This is a genomic window from Devosia sp., assembly GCF_036676215.1.
Taxonomy (GTDB): domain Bacteria; phylum Pseudomonadota; class Alphaproteobacteria; order Rhizobiales; family Devosiaceae; genus Devosia.
This window is the reverse complement of sequence record NZ_JAKFDJ010000189.1, coordinates 26,817-40,902: the sequence shown is the minus strand read 5'-3', so window position 1 is coordinate 40,902 and position 14,086 is coordinate 26,817. Positions and strand designations below refer to the sequence as shown.

At 64.0% G+C, this 14,086-nt stretch carries 19 protein-coding genes; 11 read left to right on the top strand and 8 right to left on the bottom strand.

The features are described 5' to 3' along the window. The coding region (locus V6M52_RS15560) for an ABC transporter transmembrane domain-containing protein (protein WP_332701664.1) at positions 1–1,400 on the bottom strand (1,400 nt) is incomplete at its 3' end. 219 nt (positions 1,401–1,619) lie between these two features. On the opposite strand from V6M52_RS15560, the gene rpmE reads away from it, so the two are divergent. Next, complete coding sequence (gene rpmE / locus V6M52_RS15555; protein WP_332686523.1) at positions 1,620–1,841, top strand: 50S ribosomal protein L31; 222 nt, start codon at positions 1,620–1,622, stop codon at positions 1,839–1,841. Between the two features lie 67 nt (positions 1,842–1,908). Continuing rightward, positions 1,909–2,193: a YciI family protein gene (locus tag V6M52_RS15550; RefSeq protein WP_332701663.1), complete on the top strand. Its 285-nt coding sequence runs from the start codon at positions 1,909–1,911 to the stop codon at positions 2,191–2,193. Here V6M52_RS15550 and rcdA read toward each other — a convergent pair. Next, on the bottom strand, positions 2,190–2,699 hold the full coding sequence (rcdA, locus tag V6M52_RS15545; RefSeq protein WP_332686590.1) for a protease adaptor protein RcdA: 510 nt from the start codon (positions 2,697–2,699) through the stop codon (positions 2,190–2,192). The genes V6M52_RS15550 and rcdA overlap by 4 nt on opposite strands. Before the next feature lie 453 nt (positions 2,700–3,152). On the opposite strand from rcdA, the gene V6M52_RS15540 reads away from it, so the two are divergent. Further along, the gene (locus V6M52_RS15540) at positions 3,153–3,356 is read left to right on the top strand and encodes a hypothetical protein (protein ID WP_332701662.1); all 204 of its coding nucleotides are present in this window, start codon (positions 3,153–3,155) and stop codon (positions 3,354–3,356) included. On the opposite strand, the gene V6M52_RS15535 is transcribed toward V6M52_RS15540, so the two are convergent. Beyond that, positions 3,353–3,535, bottom strand: a complete 183-nt coding sequence (locus V6M52_RS15535) for a DUF1192 domain-containing protein (RefSeq protein WP_332686529.1) — start codon at positions 3,533–3,535, stop codon at positions 3,353–3,355. The two genes, V6M52_RS15540 and V6M52_RS15535, sit on opposite strands and share 4 nt — an antisense overlap. Before the next feature lie 82 nt (positions 3,536–3,617). On the opposite strand from V6M52_RS15535, the gene V6M52_RS15530 reads away from it, so the two are divergent. The 4 genes from V6M52_RS15530 to V6M52_RS15515 all read left to right on the top strand — a co-directional run bounded on the left by V6M52_RS15530 (position 3,618) and on the right by V6M52_RS15515 (position 8,284). Next, complete coding sequence (locus V6M52_RS15530) at positions 3,618–4,631, top strand: NAD(P)H-quinone oxidoreductase (protein ID WP_332701661.1); 1,014 nt, start codon at positions 3,618–3,620, stop codon at positions 4,629–4,631. A gap of 266 nt (positions 4,632–4,897) precedes the next feature. Continuing rightward, on the top strand, positions 4,898–5,626 hold the full coding sequence (locus V6M52_RS15525) for a DUF1013 domain-containing protein (RefSeq protein ID WP_332701660.1): 729 nt from the start codon (positions 4,898–4,900) through the stop codon (positions 5,624–5,626). A 24-nt stretch (positions 5,627–5,650) separates the two neighbouring features. Further along, positions 5,651–7,495: a monovalent cation:proton antiporter-2 (CPA2) family protein gene (locus V6M52_RS15520; protein WP_332701659.1), complete on the top strand. Its 1,845-nt coding sequence runs from the start codon at positions 5,651–5,653 to the stop codon at positions 7,493–7,495. A gap of 21 nt (positions 7,496–7,516) precedes the next feature. Beyond that, positions 7,517–8,284: a sulfite exporter TauE/SafE family protein gene (locus V6M52_RS15515; RefSeq protein WP_332701658.1), complete on the top strand. Its 768-nt coding sequence runs from the start codon at positions 7,517–7,519 to the stop codon at positions 8,282–8,284. Positions 8,285–8,351: 67 nt separating this feature from the next. Here the strand turns inward: V6M52_RS15515 and V6M52_RS15510 are convergent, their stop codons facing one another. Beyond that, complete coding sequence (locus tag V6M52_RS15510; protein ID WP_332686539.1) at positions 8,352–8,525, bottom strand: YdcH family protein; 174 nt, start codon at positions 8,523–8,525, stop codon at positions 8,352–8,354. A gap of 158 nt (positions 8,526–8,683) precedes the next feature. On the opposite strand from V6M52_RS15510, the gene V6M52_RS15505 reads away from it, so the two are divergent. From V6M52_RS15505 to V6M52_RS15495, 3 genes are all read left to right on the top strand, one after another. Continuing rightward, entirely contained in the window at positions 8,684–8,899 is a 216-nt protein-coding gene (locus tag V6M52_RS15505) for a YdcH family protein (protein ID WP_295886717.1), read from the top strand. 76 nt (positions 8,900–8,975) lie between these two features. Continuing rightward, positions 8,976–9,470, top strand: a complete 495-nt coding sequence (purE, locus tag V6M52_RS15500; RefSeq protein WP_332686544.1) for a 5-(carboxyamino)imidazole ribonucleotide mutase — start codon at positions 8,976–8,978, stop codon at positions 9,468–9,470. A gap of 3 nt (positions 9,471–9,473) precedes the next feature. Next, the gene (locus V6M52_RS15495) at positions 9,474–10,559 is read left to right on the top strand and encodes a 5-(carboxyamino)imidazole ribonucleotide synthase (protein WP_332701657.1); all 1,086 of its coding nucleotides are present in this window, start codon (positions 9,474–9,476) and stop codon (positions 10,557–10,559) included. 27 nt (positions 10,560–10,586) lie between these two features. Here V6M52_RS15495 and V6M52_RS15490 read toward each other — a convergent pair whose 3' ends face one another. Beyond that, positions 10,587–11,273, bottom strand: coding sequence for an alpha/beta fold hydrolase (locus V6M52_RS15490; protein ID WP_332701656.1), 687 nt, complete (start codon positions 11,271–11,273; stop codon positions 10,587–10,589). Positions 11,274–11,507: 234 nt separating this feature from the next. On the opposite strand from V6M52_RS15490, the gene rpsU reads away from it, so the two are divergent. Next, a complete protein-coding gene (rpsU, locus tag V6M52_RS15485) occupies positions 11,508–11,780 on the top strand; it encodes a 30S ribosomal protein S21 (protein WP_332686549.1) in 273 nt (90 codons plus the stop codon). A gap of 74 nt (positions 11,781–11,854) precedes the next feature. Here the strand turns inward: rpsU and V6M52_RS15480 are convergent, their stop codons facing one another. The 3 genes from V6M52_RS15480 to V6M52_RS15470 all read right to left on the bottom strand — a co-directional run bounded on the left by V6M52_RS15480 (position 11,855) and on the right by V6M52_RS15470 (position 13,998). Continuing rightward, complete coding sequence (locus tag V6M52_RS15480; protein WP_332701655.1) at positions 11,855–12,664, bottom strand: alpha/beta hydrolase; 810 nt, start codon at positions 12,662–12,664, stop codon at positions 11,855–11,857. 82 nt (positions 12,665–12,746) lie between these two features. Beyond that, positions 12,747–13,385: a DsbA family oxidoreductase gene (locus tag V6M52_RS15475; protein WP_332701654.1), complete on the bottom strand. Its 639-nt coding sequence runs from the start codon at positions 13,383–13,385 to the stop codon at positions 12,747–12,749. A gap of 70 nt (positions 13,386–13,455) precedes the next feature. Beyond that, the gene (locus V6M52_RS15470; RefSeq protein ID WP_332686555.1) at positions 13,456–13,998 is read right to left on the bottom strand and encodes a tryptophan-rich sensory protein; all 543 of its coding nucleotides are present in this window, start codon (positions 13,996–13,998) and stop codon (positions 13,456–13,458) included. Positions 13,999–14,086 lie beyond the last annotated feature (88 nt).

Genomic DNA, 14,086 nt, shown 5'->3' with positions numbered 1-14,086 from the left:
ACCTCGGCATCGCTCGCCTCGGGTTTGCCGAAGCGGATGTTCTCGGCAATGGTGCCGGCAAAGATGATGGGCTCCTGCTCGACATAGGCGAAGCGCTGCCGCAAATCGCTGAGGCGGAGATCGCGGATATCGAGGCCATCAACCAGGATGGCGCCGGCGCTGGCGTCGTAGAAGCGCTGCAGCAGCGACAGCGTCGTCGACTTGCCGGAACCCGAGGGCCCCACCAGCGCAACCGTCTCGCCCCGCCCCACGGTGAAATTGAGCCCGCTCAGCACGGGCTCGGACCCGTCATAGGAAAAATCGACATTGTCGAAGGAAACCGTCCCCAGCGCCGGCACCGGCAGCGCCTTGGGGTAGGCGGCCTCGCGGATCGTCGGCTCGGTATCGAGAATTTCGGTCAGGCGCTCGGTCGCGCCGGCCACCGATTGCAGCGTGCCCAGCACTTCGCTGACATTGGTCAGCGCCCCGGAGGCCATCAGCGCATAGACGAGGAACTGCGCCAACTGGCCCGCCGTCACGGTGCCCTCGAACACCGAACGCGCGCCCCACCAGACCAGGAATACCAGCGCCGCCGTGCCGAGGAAAATCACCATGCCCACGAGCACCGAGCGGGCCAGCAGGCGCTTGACCTCAGCGCGATAGCTCGCCTCGCTGCGCTCGTCGTAGTGGGCGGCCTGCATCGGCTCCTGGGTGAAGGATTTGACCGTGCGGGTGGCGCCCAGCATTTCGGTGGCCATGGCGCTGAGATCGGCCAGCGCATCCTGGGTCTTGCGCGACATGCCGCGCAGGCGGCGCGCGAAGGTGATGACCGGGAACAGGATGGCCGGCGCCGCGATGACCACGGCCAGCGTCAGCACCGGGCTGGTCAGCAGCATCATGGTCAGTGCACCGATAATGGTGACCATGGAGCGCAGCGCCAGCGAGAAACTCGACCCCACCGCGCCGCGGATCATCGCCACGTCGCCGTTGAGTCGGCTGGTGAGCTCGCCCACCCGATGGGTATCGAAATAGCGAGCATCGAGTCCCAGCAGATGCGCGAACACCGCCTGGCGCAGATCGGCCAGCACCCGCTCGCCCACCACCGAGATGAAATAGAACCGCGCCCCGCTCGCCACCGCCATGACCGCGGCGACTGCGATGATGATCCAGCCATAGCGGCCGACATTTTCCAGATTCTGCGCGACGAAACCCTGGTCGATGGCACCACCCAGCAGCGCCGGAATGGCCAGCGACGACACGGTCGAGATCAGCATGAAGGCCACGGTGAGCCCCAGCCGCCACGGATAGCGCAGCATGAAGGGCACCAGCTTGCGCAGGGGCTGCAGCTTGCGAGGATTGACCACCGGGGTCAGTGCGATTGTTTCGGGGTCAGCCTCAACCGGGACGGCCTGGTCTGTCATCGCTCGGTTACGCCATTGTGCTTGGGGTCCGCGACGGGGCTGGACCGCGTTGAGGCTTCGATATAGGCACTAGCCGTTGGAGCGGCAACCGCTTTGTCCGGCGTGAAATTGCCGCGCCCTCGCCCTTGCGGAATGGCCGGCCTTTCTGTATGAAGCCGCCAACACCAGTTTAGATGCTCTCCGGGCGCCACGGCGCCCGTTTGATTTGAGGCGACACCGATGAAGGCAGATATCCATCCGGACTACCACATGATCACCGTGGTAATGACCGACGGCACCAAGTACGAGACCCGTTCGACCTACGGCAAGGCCGGCGATACGCTGCAGCTCGACATCGATCCCAACACGCACCCGGCCTGGACCGGCGGCACGGGCCAGCTGCTCGATCGCGGCGGCCGCGTCTCGCGCTTCAAGGAGCGCTTCAAGGGCCTTGGCCTCTAAGCCATTCCCGATCAGAATTCGAAAAACCCGGCCATTGTGCTGGGTTTTTTCTTGTCCGGAGATCGCCATGCTCATCCTGCTGCTGACTTATATCGCCCCGCTCGACCAGGTCGACCAGCATGTCGAGGCGCATATGATCTGGGTGAAGCAAGGTTATGAACGCGGCTGGTTCCTGGCTTCCGGCCGTAAGGATCCGCGCACCGGCGGCGTGATCCTGGCACGGGGCGACCGCTCAGAGATCGAGGCCTATATTGCGACCGATCCATTCATGATCAGCGGCGTGACCCGCTATGACGTCACCGAAGTTGTGTTGAGCCGCGCCGCTCCGGGCCTTGAAGGCCTTTTGCCCTAGGCCCGCCCGAAGGCCGCCTTGAGCCGCGCCAGCTGGTCGGCAATGCCATTGGCCGTGCCCGGATCAAGCTCGGGCATCTTGCCGCGTTCGAGGGTATCGAACTGCATTACCCGCTCGAACAGCCGGTCGCCCTTGTCGATATAGAGGCGCAGTGCCTCGGGGAGTTGGTCATAACCCGGTCCGCCGCGTTCCGACGGCGTGGCCGAGAACTTGACCTTCTCCTTTTCGGAGCGGGCGTTTTCCTTGGTGATCTCGCCTTCATTGACCGCCCGCTGCAGCAGCAGCCAGGAGGCCAGCTGCATCAACCGCGTAGTCAGGCGCATGGATTCGGTCGCGTAGAGAAATGACGCCTCGCGCGACAGGATGCGGCTGTCGGCGCGACCCTCCGCATCGAGATAGGTCGCGACCTCCTCGATCAGCCCCATGCCCTCGCGATAAAGCGTGTCGAAGCCACCCGAGGCCACAATGCGCGGCCCGATGGCGATCGCCGGTCCCGTTTCTTTCACATTGGTCAAGCCACGGCTCCTTTATGCACACCATGGTAGGCGCAAACCGGCAAGGCGTCATCCCTTGGGGTCAATCAAGCTGAAAAGAGCTTTAAGATCAGGGCCATACGATGGCAAGCAGACGCCCAAAAAGAAAAAAGAGCGGTGCGAAACCGCTCTCGAAGTTAACAGGGAGGCGTCAAACAGAGGGAGAAACCACTCTGCAAAATCCAGAACAATCTGAATAATTCAAGGTTACCGCACAGAGATTAATTGCACGTTAACAGGAGGCGATTTCTTAACCCTGCCGGTTGCCGATCCGTTGACTGCATTTGCCGCCAGGTCCACCGCACCGCCTGCGTGAATAGTCCATCGGCGCCTGGTGAATGAAAAATGAATGCCCCGTTCCAATGCCGTGCAGATGCCATGGTGTCTCATCCCTCCATGGCACCATGCCAATCTGGAGAGGGAACGATGACCACACTTTCTGCTGGAGCCGCGGCCGGCCTGCTCGTCGCGCTCATGGTGATATCCACCAGCGACGGCCACGAAGCCGATCCCTTGCCCGTCCCCAAAAAGGCCGCCGGCTTTGTCCATCCGGGCGAGGCCCGCGGCTTCAATCCCCAGCCCGACCCGCCGGTCGAGGCGTCTCAGCTCACTGCCGCGCCGCGCTCCTAGAGCTTGAACGCCGATTCGGCGGCCTTGCGCGTGGCGTCCCGCACTTCGATCGCTGCCTTGAGGCGCGCGATCTCTGCTTCCAGCAAGCCGATGCGCTCGGCCAGTTCCTCCACCGACATGGCGTCGATGGACATGCCCACTTCATGGCCTTTGGGCTTTTTGATTTCCTCGTCAAACATCGAAAGCCTCCTTCGCCAACTTTATGCGGCAGCTTAGCGCCAAAGGCTTGCGGAGCAAATCGGCATCGGCCAGCATGAAGGCATGACCCTGCCCAAAGAGATGAACGCCGTTGTCATCGCCCGCCCCGGCGGCCCCGATGGGCTTGAGCTGCAGCGCCATCCCTTGCCCGCCTGCCGCGACGGCGAAGTGCTGATCCGCATTGCCGCTGCCGGCGTCAATGGACCTGATCTGGCGCAGCGCCGCGGTCACTACGATCCCCCGCCCGATGCCTCGCCCCTGCCCGGGCTGGAAGTGGCCGGTGAAATTGCCGCGCTTGGCCACGGCGTATCCGGCAGGCAGCTGGGCGACCGGGTCATGGCGCTCACCAATGGCGGCGGCTATGCCGAATACGTGGCGGTGCCGGCCGGCCAGGTGCTGCCGGTTCCTGCCAACTGGACGCTCGAGGAAGCGGCCGCCCTGCCGGAAACCTGGTTCACCATCACCCAGACCCTGGTAATGCGCGCCGGGCTCGAACCGGGCATGACGGTGCTGGTGCATGGTGCGGCCGGCGGCATCGGCGGCGCGGCCATCCAGATCGCGACCATCCTGGGCGCCCGGGCCATCGGCGTCGTCTCCTCCCCCGCCAAGGCCGACTACGCCCGTCGCCTCGGCGCCATCGCCACCATCGACTATACCAGCGAGGACATTGCCGTCCGGGCCCTCGAGCTGACTGGCGGCAAAGGCGTGGACCGCGTCGTCGACATCATCGGCGGACCCATGGCCGAGCGCAATATCGCCGCGTGCGCGCGGGGCGGCCACATCGTTCAGGTCTCAACGCTCGACGGCGCTACGGCCAGCATCTCGCTCCGCGCCATCATGGCCAAGCAGCTGACGCTGTCAGGCTCGACCCTGCGGCCACAGACGCCGGCCGTCAAGGCCGCCATCGCCGGGCGCATCCGCGCCGAACTGCTGCCCGGTCTGTCGCAGCCGGGCTTTGTCAAACCGGCCATCACATTCTTTCCGATGGCGGCAGCCGCCGATGCCCATCGAGCCATGGAAGCCCGCAGCCACCTCGGCAAGATCGTGCTGGTGACTGCATTCGGGGCGGCACGATGACGCCTTCTTCACCTCTCCCTTCGGGGGAGAGGTCGGCGCGCAGCGCCGGGTGAGGGGGCCTTTACTGGGTGCAGCGCGCGGGAAAGGCCCCCTCACCCGACCGAAGACGGTCGACCTCTCCCCCAGGGGGAGAGGTAAAGAGCCCCATATTGCCATTGCGGAGCGGCCCTCAAAGCCATATATTACAGACTGTTCCCCCTCAGCATGAAGCAAAGAGGCGGAGCGGCCCGGTGGAAAACCGGCCGCGCCTGCAGGAGAGATTTACCATGACCCAGCCCCTGTTGATGCCCAAGGCGACCGCTGTCTGGCTCGTCGACAACACTGCGCTGTCGTTCGAGCAGATCGCCGCCTTCTGCACGCTGCACCCCCTTGAAGTCCAGGGTATTGCCGACGGCGACGTCGCCGGCGGTATCATGGGCGCCAACCCGATCCAGAACGGGCAATTGACCCGCGAAGAGATCGAAAGGGCCGAGGCCGACCCCGAATACCGCATGAAGCTGAGCGAGCCCAAGGTTCGCGTCGCGGCGGCCAAGCGCAAGGGTCCGCGCTACACCCCCATTTCGCGCCGCAACGAACGCCCCAACGCCATCAAGTGGCTGGTGCGCAACCATCCCGAGCTGAAGGACGCCCAGATCATGCGTCTGGTCGGTACAACCAAGTCGACCATCGATTCGGTGCGAGAATCGACCCATTGGAATTCGGCGAACCTGGCCGCCATGGACCCGGTAACGCTGGGCCTCTGCAGCCAGATCGACCTCGACCTTGAGGTCAAGCGCGCCTCCAAGGGCTCGACCGGCCCCGATGAGGCCGAAGAAGGCACGATGCTGATGACGGCGGCGGAGGCACTGGCCCGCTCTGGTGGTCGTGGCCATGCCGAGGGCGAAGAAAACGAATTCGCCGCCAATGACCACCGCCCCGAGCAGGCGCAGGACGATTTCGACGCCGACTCGGTCTTCGCCAAGCTCAAGTCAGTCAAAAGCGACACCGACAACTAAACACAGCGCCAGCAGGAGCAATCGTTGGAAAACAACCTCCTGCTGGCGATTTTCGTTCTGCTGGCAGCCAGCGTCGCGCTGGTGCCGCTTGCCAAGGCCGCGGGCCTTGGCACCGTGCTGGGCTATCTCGCCGCCGGCGTGCTGATCGGCCCCTATGGGCTGGGCCTGGTTTCCGATAGCGACCTCATCCACCAGATCGCTGATTTCGGCATTGTCATGATGCTGTTTCTCATCGGCCTCGACCTGCAGCCCACCGAACTCTGGCGCATGCGCCACAAGGTGCTGGGTCTGGGCGTAACCCAGATGCTGGCGACCTCGGCCATCATCGCGCTGGCCCTGCTGGCCTCGGGGTTCGCACCTGGAATTGCCGTCATTATCGGCCTGGCCCTGTCCATGTCGTCCACCGCCATCGCCATGCAGTCGGCCCAGCAGCGCGACATCACCCGCACCGATGCGGGGCGCGCCAGCCTGGCGGTGCTGCTGGTGCAGGATGTATCGGTCATCCCGATCCTGGCGGCAGTGCCCCTGCTCGCCATGTCGATCATCGCGCTCGATCTTGAAGTCACCGAGGCCGTCGAGGCCATGGCCAACCCGCTCGACTGGATCACCCCGCTCATCATCATCGGCGCCTTCATCGCGGCCGTCGTCGCGGGCCGTTACCTGGTCCGGCCGTTGCTGAGCTACGTTGCCCGCACCGGCGTGCGCGAGGCCTTTACCGCACTGGGCCTGGCCATGGTCGCCGGGGCCGCCCTGCTGGCCCAGGCGCAAGGCTTCTCGCCCGCTTTGGGCGCCTTCATCGGCGGCGTGCTGCTGGCCGACAGCGAGTACCGGCACGAGATTGAAAGCAATCTGGAGCCTTTCAAGGGCCTGTTGCTGGGGCTGTTCTTCATTTCGGTGGGCATGTCGATCGCCTTCGACGTCCTGTGGTCCGACCCGGTTCGGCTCGTGGCGCTGGTCATTGGCTTCGTCGGCATCAAGATCGCAGTGCTCTTCACCCTGACCAGCTTCTTCCGCATGCATCTTGCCGACCGGCTGCTGGTCGCCATCCTGCTCAGCCAGGCCGGCGAGTTCGCCTTCGTCATCTTCCAGTTCGCCGAGCGCGCCGGCGCCATGACCAGCGAGGATCACGCCCTGCTGGCCGTGGCAGTGGCGCTATCGATGGCGACGACACCACTGCTGCTGCTGGCCTTCGACCGGCTGGTCGCGCCGCGCATCGATGCCCGCAAGCAGGCCGGCCCGCATGACCCCATCGATGAACACCGCAATATCGTGGTGCTCGGCTATGGCCGCTTCGGCCAGATCATCACGCGTATGCTGCGCAGCCAGGGCTTCGAGATGACGCTGATCGACGATGATCCGGCCCAGATCGAACTGGTGCGCAAGTTTGGCGTCAAGGTCTTCTACGGCGACGCATCCCGGTTGGGCCTGCTGCACGCTGCCGGCGTAGCGCGGGCCGACCTGGTGGTCATTGCCGTGGGCGGCCACACCCGCATTCTCGACATTGCCCGCACGCTGCGCCGGCATTTCCCCAATGTCCCGGTTGCCTCTCGCGCCATCGACCGCGGCCATGCCCATGAACTGATGGCGCTGGGCGTCGAGATCTTCGAGCGTGAAACCTTCCTGTCAGCGGTGAGCCTCGGCGCCAAGGTGCTGACCCAGCTCGGCATTGCTCCGATCGACGCCATGCATATGGCCCAGGCCTTCGAGCGCCACGACAACAAGCTGCTCGAGGAGAGTTTTGCCGTGCGCCATGACGACGCGGCCTATCTGGGCATGGTTCGCGAGTCCATGGGGCTGCTCGACGACGCCATGCGGGGCGACCAGCCTACCATTCCAGTTGACATTACAGTCCCGAAGCGTACCGAGTAGTACGACCCTCCGGACTGCCTCATGCCCATTCTCGATCCCTACTTCATCACGGTTGCCGTGATCGCTGTGCTTATCGTCGGCCTCAGCAAGGCCGGCCTGCTCGGCAGCCTCGGCATGGTCGGCGTACCGCTGCTGACCTTGGTCATGCCAGCCCGCGACGCCGCCGGCATGATGCTGCCGGTGCTGCTGGCGATGGATGCCATCGCCATCTATGCCTATCGCAAGGAGGTGAACTGGAAGGTCCTGCGGATCATGCTGCCGGGCGCCGCCATCGGCACCCTTATCGGCTGGGTGCTCTGGGCCTTTGTCTCCGACGATGCCGTGCTGCTGTTCGTCGGCGTGGTGACCCTGCTGTTCATACTCGATGCCCTGCTTCCGCTGCGCAAGAAGCTCGAGGGCCTGCCGCCGTCACGGCCATGGGGCGTGTTCTGGGGCGGTTTTGCCGGTTTCACCAGTTTCATCAGCCACACTGGCGGCCCGCCCTTCCAGATCTATGTGCTGCCCCGGCGATTGCCGCCCGCCATCTATTCGGGCACCTCGGCCTTCTTCTTCGCCATCGTCAACTCGGCCAAGCTGATCCCCTATTTTTTCCTGGGTCAGCTGAGCGTCGCCAATCTGACACTGTCGGCCGCGCTGATCCCGGTCGGCATGCTCGGCGTGCTGATCGGCATCTTCCTCGTCCGCCGCATCTCGATGGCGCTGTTCTACCGCATCGCTTACTGGCTGGTATTCCTGCTGGCTCTCAAGCTGATCTGGGACGGAGCAAGGGGCGTGTTCTGGGGCATCTAGACAATAAAAAAGGGCCGCAGCTCATGCTGTGACCCTTCAATCCCGTTTGGGGAATTCTGCGCCGCTTTTACTGGGTCGTTGTCGTAAATTTGTAGATTTCGTCCTTCACTTCGAGCTTCTTGCGCTTGAGCGCCGCAACCGTAAGATCGTCGTACCGGGAATTCTGCATCTCGGACTGGATCTGGCGGTCCAGCTCCTGATGGCGCCGTTCGAGCGCCGCGATATGCCCTTCAGTCGTCATGACAACTCCTTGAAAGCCTGTGTGGACGACTCTGATCGTCACAAATAATTCACGACTTGTCGACTGCCTTTCCCGACCCTCTGGAAATCGGGTGCAAAACTCCCCGTGATCGGCTAACCAAGGATGACGGCCGGAGCGTGAAAGGTACGCGGGAATAGATGCTTTCGCTCACCAAGGAACAGGAAGCCAGCCTGGGTCTGGAACTGGCCACAAAACGCCAGGAACACAGCGATCTCAACGCCGCGATCGATACGCTGACCGAGTCCCATGTCGCTGACCGCATGCTGATCCAGCGCCTCAAGAAGCGCAAGCTGGCGCTCAAGGATCGCATTGTTCAACTCGAGAATATTCTGCTGCCCGATATCATCGCCTGATGGGGCACGCCACCTTGAGTTGTGGCGAAATCTGGGCTAAATGCGCGCTTTGTGGAGCTTGAGGGAACAAGGCTCTATGCTGACCAAACCGCAAGTCGCCATCGTCATGGGCAGCCAGTCGGACTGGCCCACCATGCGCCTCGCCGCCGAGACGCTCGAAGCGCTCGAAGTCGAATATGAGGCGCGCATCGTCTCCGCCCATCGCACGCCCGAGCGCCTCGTCGAATTCGCCACCAGCGCCCGCGCCGACGGCTTCAAGGTTATTATCGCCGGGGCCGGCGGCGCCGCCCATTTGCCCGGCATGATTGCCGCCATGACCCCGCTGCCGGTCTTCGGCGTGCCGGTCAAATCCAAGGCCCTCAACGGCCAGGACAGCCTGCTCTCCATCGTGCAGATGCCCGGCGGCATTCCCGTCGGCACGCTAGCCATCGGCGAGCCGGGCGCCATCAATGCCGCTCTGATCGCCGCGGCGGTGCTGGCCCTCTCCGACGACGACCTGGCCGACCGGCTCGACGCCTATCGCGCCCGCCAGACCGCCTCCGTCCCGCTTTTTCCCGCAGACACCGAGTAGACCTTGGCTGACGATATCTCTCCGCTGCCTGCCGGCAGCATGATCGGCATTCTCGGTGGTGGCCAGTTGGGCCGCATGCTGTCTCTGGCGGCCAGCAAGCTGGGCATGCGCACCCACATTTACTGTCCCGACCCCGATAGCCCCGCCTTCGAGGTCACCCCGCACAAGACCGTCGCCGCATATGACGATGAAACGACCCTGGCCGCCTTTGCCGCTGCGGTCGACGTCGTCACCTATGAGTTCGAGAACGTGCCGGCCGCCACTGCCGAATTCCTGGCCACCCGCAAGCCGCTGCGCCCCGGCGCCAATGCACTTGCCATCTCGCAGGACCGGCTGGCGGAGAAAAGCTTCCTCGCCTCCAAGAACGTCCCGGTAGCCCCCTACCACGCCGTCGAGACCCTTGCCGATCTCGATGCCGCTATGGACGCGCTCGGCCTGCCCGCCGTGCTCAAGACCACCCGGTTGGGTTATGACGGCAAGGGCCAGCGTGTCATCCGCGAGCGCGCGGACGCGGCCGCTGCCTTTGCCGAGCTATCGCCCAGGCCGCTGGTCCTCGAAGCCTTCATACCCTTCGACAAGGAGATCTCGGTCGTCGTCGCCCGCAATGCCGCCGGCGAGGTACGCGCCTTCGACGCCGCCGAAAACGTACATCGCCACCACATCCTCTTCACCAGCACCGTACCGGCCGATATCGCGCCGGGTTTGGAAAAGCACGCCGCCATGCTGGCCAAGGTCATCGTCGTGGCGCTCGACTATGTCGGCGTGCTCGGCGTCGAATTCTTCGTGGTGCCCGGCGAGCGCCCGACCCTCTTGGTCAACGAGATCGCCCCTCGCGTACATAATTCCGGCCACTGGACGGAAGCGGTCTGCCTCACCGACCAGTTCGAGCAGCACATCCGCGCCGTCCTCGGCTGGCCGCTTGGAGACCCCGCCCGCATGGCCGACGTGGTGATGGAAAATCTCGTGGGCGACGAAATGCTCACGGTCCCGTCCAGCATCGACGGCAACGCCCAGCCCCACCTCTACGGCAAGACGGAAATCCGCGCCGGCCGCAAGATGGGGCATGTTAACCGGATCGTGCGGCGCTAGGGCTGCTCTGGGGGAGAGGTGAAGAGGCTAGCGTCCCAGCCATCCCCGCATCGCCTCAATCACCGCAGACGGATTCTCCATCGTCGGCAGATGCGCGCTGTCGGCAAACTGCACCAGTTCCGCACCCGTTATCCCCGCCGCCAACTCCTCGGCCAACTCTATCGGGGTCAGCTTGTCGCTTTCGCCTATGCCCACTAGGGTCGGCACCTTGATGTCTCCCAGCGTCGGCCGCGAATCGACGCGATTCATGATTGCCGTCTGCTGGCGCATATAGGCCGCCTGCCCCACCCGCTCGGACATGGCTTGCACATCCTCTGCCATCGGCGTTCCCAGATGTTGTGGGGCAATGAGACTGGCCAGCAGCCCGCGCGACACGCCGATGAAGCGCCCCTGCCGCACCATCTCGATGCCCTTGCGCCTTGTTTCCTTGCGCGCCTCATCGTCGGGCCGCGCCGAGGTATCGAACAGCGCCAGATGCGTTACCCGCTCGGGCGCCTGCCGCATGATCTCGAGCGCCACATAGCCTCCCATGGAGAGCCCCGCCAGGCCGAATCGGGCCGGCGCGGCTACCAGCGCACGCTGCGCCATGGCCGCAATCGAGTCGTCCTGCGTCAGATCGGCGACGATCGAGCGGGCATCAAGCCCCGCAATGACGTCGCGCCACAACCGTTCGTCACAGATCAATCCCGGCAGCAGCAGCAGATCGCTTGCCATTTTGGCCCTCCATTGGCAAAATCACTGCGCTCGACTGTTTCGCCTGAGTGCTCGCGCAGCAAGCCCGGACACACCCAATCCGCGGTTTTTCTCGTTGGCACAGTGGACAAGCCCGGATAGCTGGGCTATAGAGCGGCCCACGGTGACTGGCTCTGCTGGTCGGCGATGGGGTCTTTTGGCTCCAGAGCTTGTATCCAAACCCACATGTCTAAGCTTCGAAAGGGCGGTTGACCTTTGCAAGTAGTCGTTCGCGATAATAACGTTGATCAGGCGCTGCGCGCGCTCAAGAAGAAGTTGCAGCGCGAAGGCGTCTTCCGCGAGATGAAGCTGCGCAACTACTACGAGAAGCCCTCTGAGAAGAAGGCTCGTCAGAAGGCCGAGGCCGTTCGTCGTGCCCGCAAGCTGGCCCGCAAGCGCCTGCAGCGCGAAGGCGGCCTGCCCGCCCCAGTCGCTACGGCACGTCCCGGCCAGCCCGGTCGTCCGCCCGCAGCAATGCCGCGCACCTAAGCGCTGGCGCATCAGTTTTGAAAACGCCGTCCTTCGGGGCGGCGTTTTTGTTTGTCGAAGGCTCGCTGGCCGCGCTACTCCGCCATCGCCCGCTCGAAGAACGGCCTGGCATGGCCCCAGATGCCGCGATTCCACAGATCACCATGGCCCGCGCCCGGCTCGATCCATAGCTCATCCTTGTTGGGCGCAATTGCGTGGACTCGCTCGCCATTGCTGACGCCGATGGTCACGTCGCCCGTGCCATGCGCCACCAGTACCGGCTCAGCGACATCAGCGATCCATTCATTGACCGGAAACTGGTCCTGCATCACCCAATAGACCGGCAGATAGGGATAGCGCTCGGCCGCCACCGTCACGGCGGAGAGAAAGGGCGTTTCCAGCAGCAGCGCATTGGCGTCGCGCGTGCTCGCCACATAGGTCGAAGGACCCGACCCCAGCGAACGCCCCCAGATCACCATGGGAAAGCCCTTGGCCGCCGCCCAGTCATAAACGGCGATCGCGTCTTCAAGCATGCCCTGCTGGCTGATCGTGCCTGGCGAGGTCGGAAAGCCGCGATAGTCGAAGGCCACGAAGCCATAGCCATCGGCCACGAACTGCTCGTAGCGGATATGCTCCTCGCTGAAGCTGCCCGAATTGCCCTTGTAGTAGACGATGAGCGGCCTGCCCGCCCGCGGCGCTCGGTACCAGCCATGGACCGCGCCATCCCCCACCGGAACGGCAATCTCTTCGGCGCCGCCCAACACCGTGTCGGCCAGTGCCGTAATTGGCCCCTCGGCGTCATACTGCAAGCCGCGCTGGTTGACATACATGTAGCCCACCACGCCGGCATAGCCGACGGCGAGCAGGAGGACGACACTGACAAGGACGCGGCGCAGCAGCTTCACGGCAAAGACCTCAGGAAAGATTCGGCCCGAAGCCTACACCAGTCCGCGGGCTGAGGCAGCGTCACTTCTCCCTTAGGGGACACTACAACTCGCCGATGGTCTGCCGCAGCGCCCGCTCGAACACTTCGTCGGGCTGCGCACCGGACAGCGCATATTTCTCGCCGAACACGAAGAAGGGCACGCCGCGAATGCCCTGCGTCGCCGCGTCGTTGGCCAGCTGCTCGGTGATAGCCAGCTCGTTCTCGTCATTCATGGCGTCGAGTGCATCGCCGCGATCGAAGCCATATTCGACCGCGATGTCCGCCAGCACATTGTCATCGTTGATCTGCCGCTGCTGGAGGAAATAGGCATTGGCGATGGCATTGGCCAGCTCATGCTGGACGCCCATCGGCTTGGCCAGCCGGGTAATGGTGTGGACCTTCTTGGTGGGAAACATGCGCGGCTGCTGGCTGAGATCGAGATCGATGCCGGCCTTTTTGGCCTCGCTCTCGACCCGCTCCCACATCTCCTTGGGCTCCCTGCCATACTTCTCGCGCAGCATGTCGGCGACCACCACGCCTTCGGCGGGCGTATTGGGATCGAGATAGAAGGGGTGGTTTTCGACGACGACGTCGACATTGTCCGGCAGCGCTGCGATTGCCTTGTCCAGACGCGCCGAGCCGACCAGGCACCAGGGGCACACCACGTCGGTGAACACGTCGATCTTGAGCAGTTTGGTCATGGGACAAATCCTCTTTGTCCCCCCACATGGCTTGGATAGGCTCACTCTGCAAGAACGCACCCGCAGGTAACTAAGCCGCAGCCTGACTATTGGTTACCGCGAAAGGCGGCGACCAGCCGGCGGCAAAGCTCAGGCCGACAAAGGCGCTGAACCCCATCCAGGCGAGGCCCGGCACCATCACCAGGGCCGCCCTGGCATCCACCGCGGCGACACGCACCATGGTGCCCAGGCCGACAGCCAGCAGCCCGAACGCAACCAGCGCCAAGATCAGCGAATCCAGCGGCGTAGCCAGGAAAGGAAACGCGATGGTGCCGGCTATCAGGCCTACCACCCACCAGCCGGCGCGCCGTCCGGCCGGGCCGTGCGCCGCAACCATCCACCGAGCAATGCCGAACAGCGGCAGCGCGCCCAGATGCAAAGCCGCACCGAACCAGCCCGGCAGACCCAGCGGCGAGAAGAACAGGGGCAGGAAGCCGTTGAGTTCGGCAATGCCATTGGCAATGACGAACACCGCAAGTGGCAGAGCAGCGCTCAGGACCAGACCAAGAGCATTGTGCCGGTCCGCATCGAGAACCGAAAGATATCGCTTCGAAACTGTATTGCTGGTCGCCATTTTCGGCTCCCGCTATTGCCATCGACTGACAAATCAATGGCGTGGGCGGCAAAGGGTTCCGTTAACGTCAAGGGCCGGCATCTGGGCG

Bases quoted from the DNA above. Each gene is read 5' to 3' on its own strand.
- rpmE (WP_332686523.1), top strand. From the start codon at position 1,620: ATGAAGGCAGATATCCATCCGGACTACCACATGATCACCGTGGTAATG.
- V6M52_RS15550 (WP_332701663.1), top strand. From the start codon at position 1,909: ATGCTCATCCTGCTGCTGACTTATATCGCCCCGCTCGACCAGGTCGAC.
- V6M52_RS15540 (WP_332701662.1), top strand. From the start codon at position 3,153: ATGACCACACTTTCTGCTGGAGCCGCGGCCGGCCTGCTCGTCGCGCTC.
- V6M52_RS15535 (WP_332686529.1), bottom strand. From the start codon at position 3,535: ATGTTTGACGAGGAAATCAAAAAGCCCAAAGGCCATGAAGTGGGCATG.
- V6M52_RS15530 (WP_332701661.1), top strand. From the start codon at position 3,618: ATGACCCTGCCCAAAGAGATGAACGCCGTTGTCATCGCCCGCCCCGGC.
- V6M52_RS15525 (WP_332701660.1), top strand. From the start codon at position 4,898: ATGACCCAGCCCCTGTTGATGCCCAAGGCGACCGCTGTCTGGCTCGTC.
- V6M52_RS15515 (WP_332701658.1), top strand. From the start codon at position 7,517: ATGCCCATTCTCGATCCCTACTTCATCACGGTTGCCGTGATCGCTGTG.
- V6M52_RS15510 (WP_332686539.1), bottom strand. From the start codon at position 8,525: ATGACGACTGAAGGGCATATCGCGGCGCTCGAACGGCGCCATCAGGAG.
- V6M52_RS15505 (WP_295886717.1), top strand. From the start codon at position 8,684: ATGCTTTCGCTCACCAAGGAACAGGAAGCCAGCCTGGGTCTGGAACTG.
- purE (WP_332686544.1), top strand. From the start codon at position 8,976: ATGCTGACCAAACCGCAAGTCGCCATCGTCATGGGCAGCCAGTCGGAC.
- V6M52_RS15490 (WP_332701656.1), bottom strand. From the start codon at position 11,273: ATGGCAAGCGATCTGCTGCTGCTGCCGGGATTGATCTGTGACGAACGG.
- V6M52_RS15475 (WP_332701654.1), bottom strand. From the start codon at position 13,385: ATGACCAAACTGCTCAAGATCGACGTGTTCACCGACGTGGTGTGCCCC.
- V6M52_RS15470 (WP_332686555.1), bottom strand. From the start codon at position 13,998: ATGGCGACCAGCAATACAGTTTCGAAGCGATATCTTTCGGTTCTCGAT.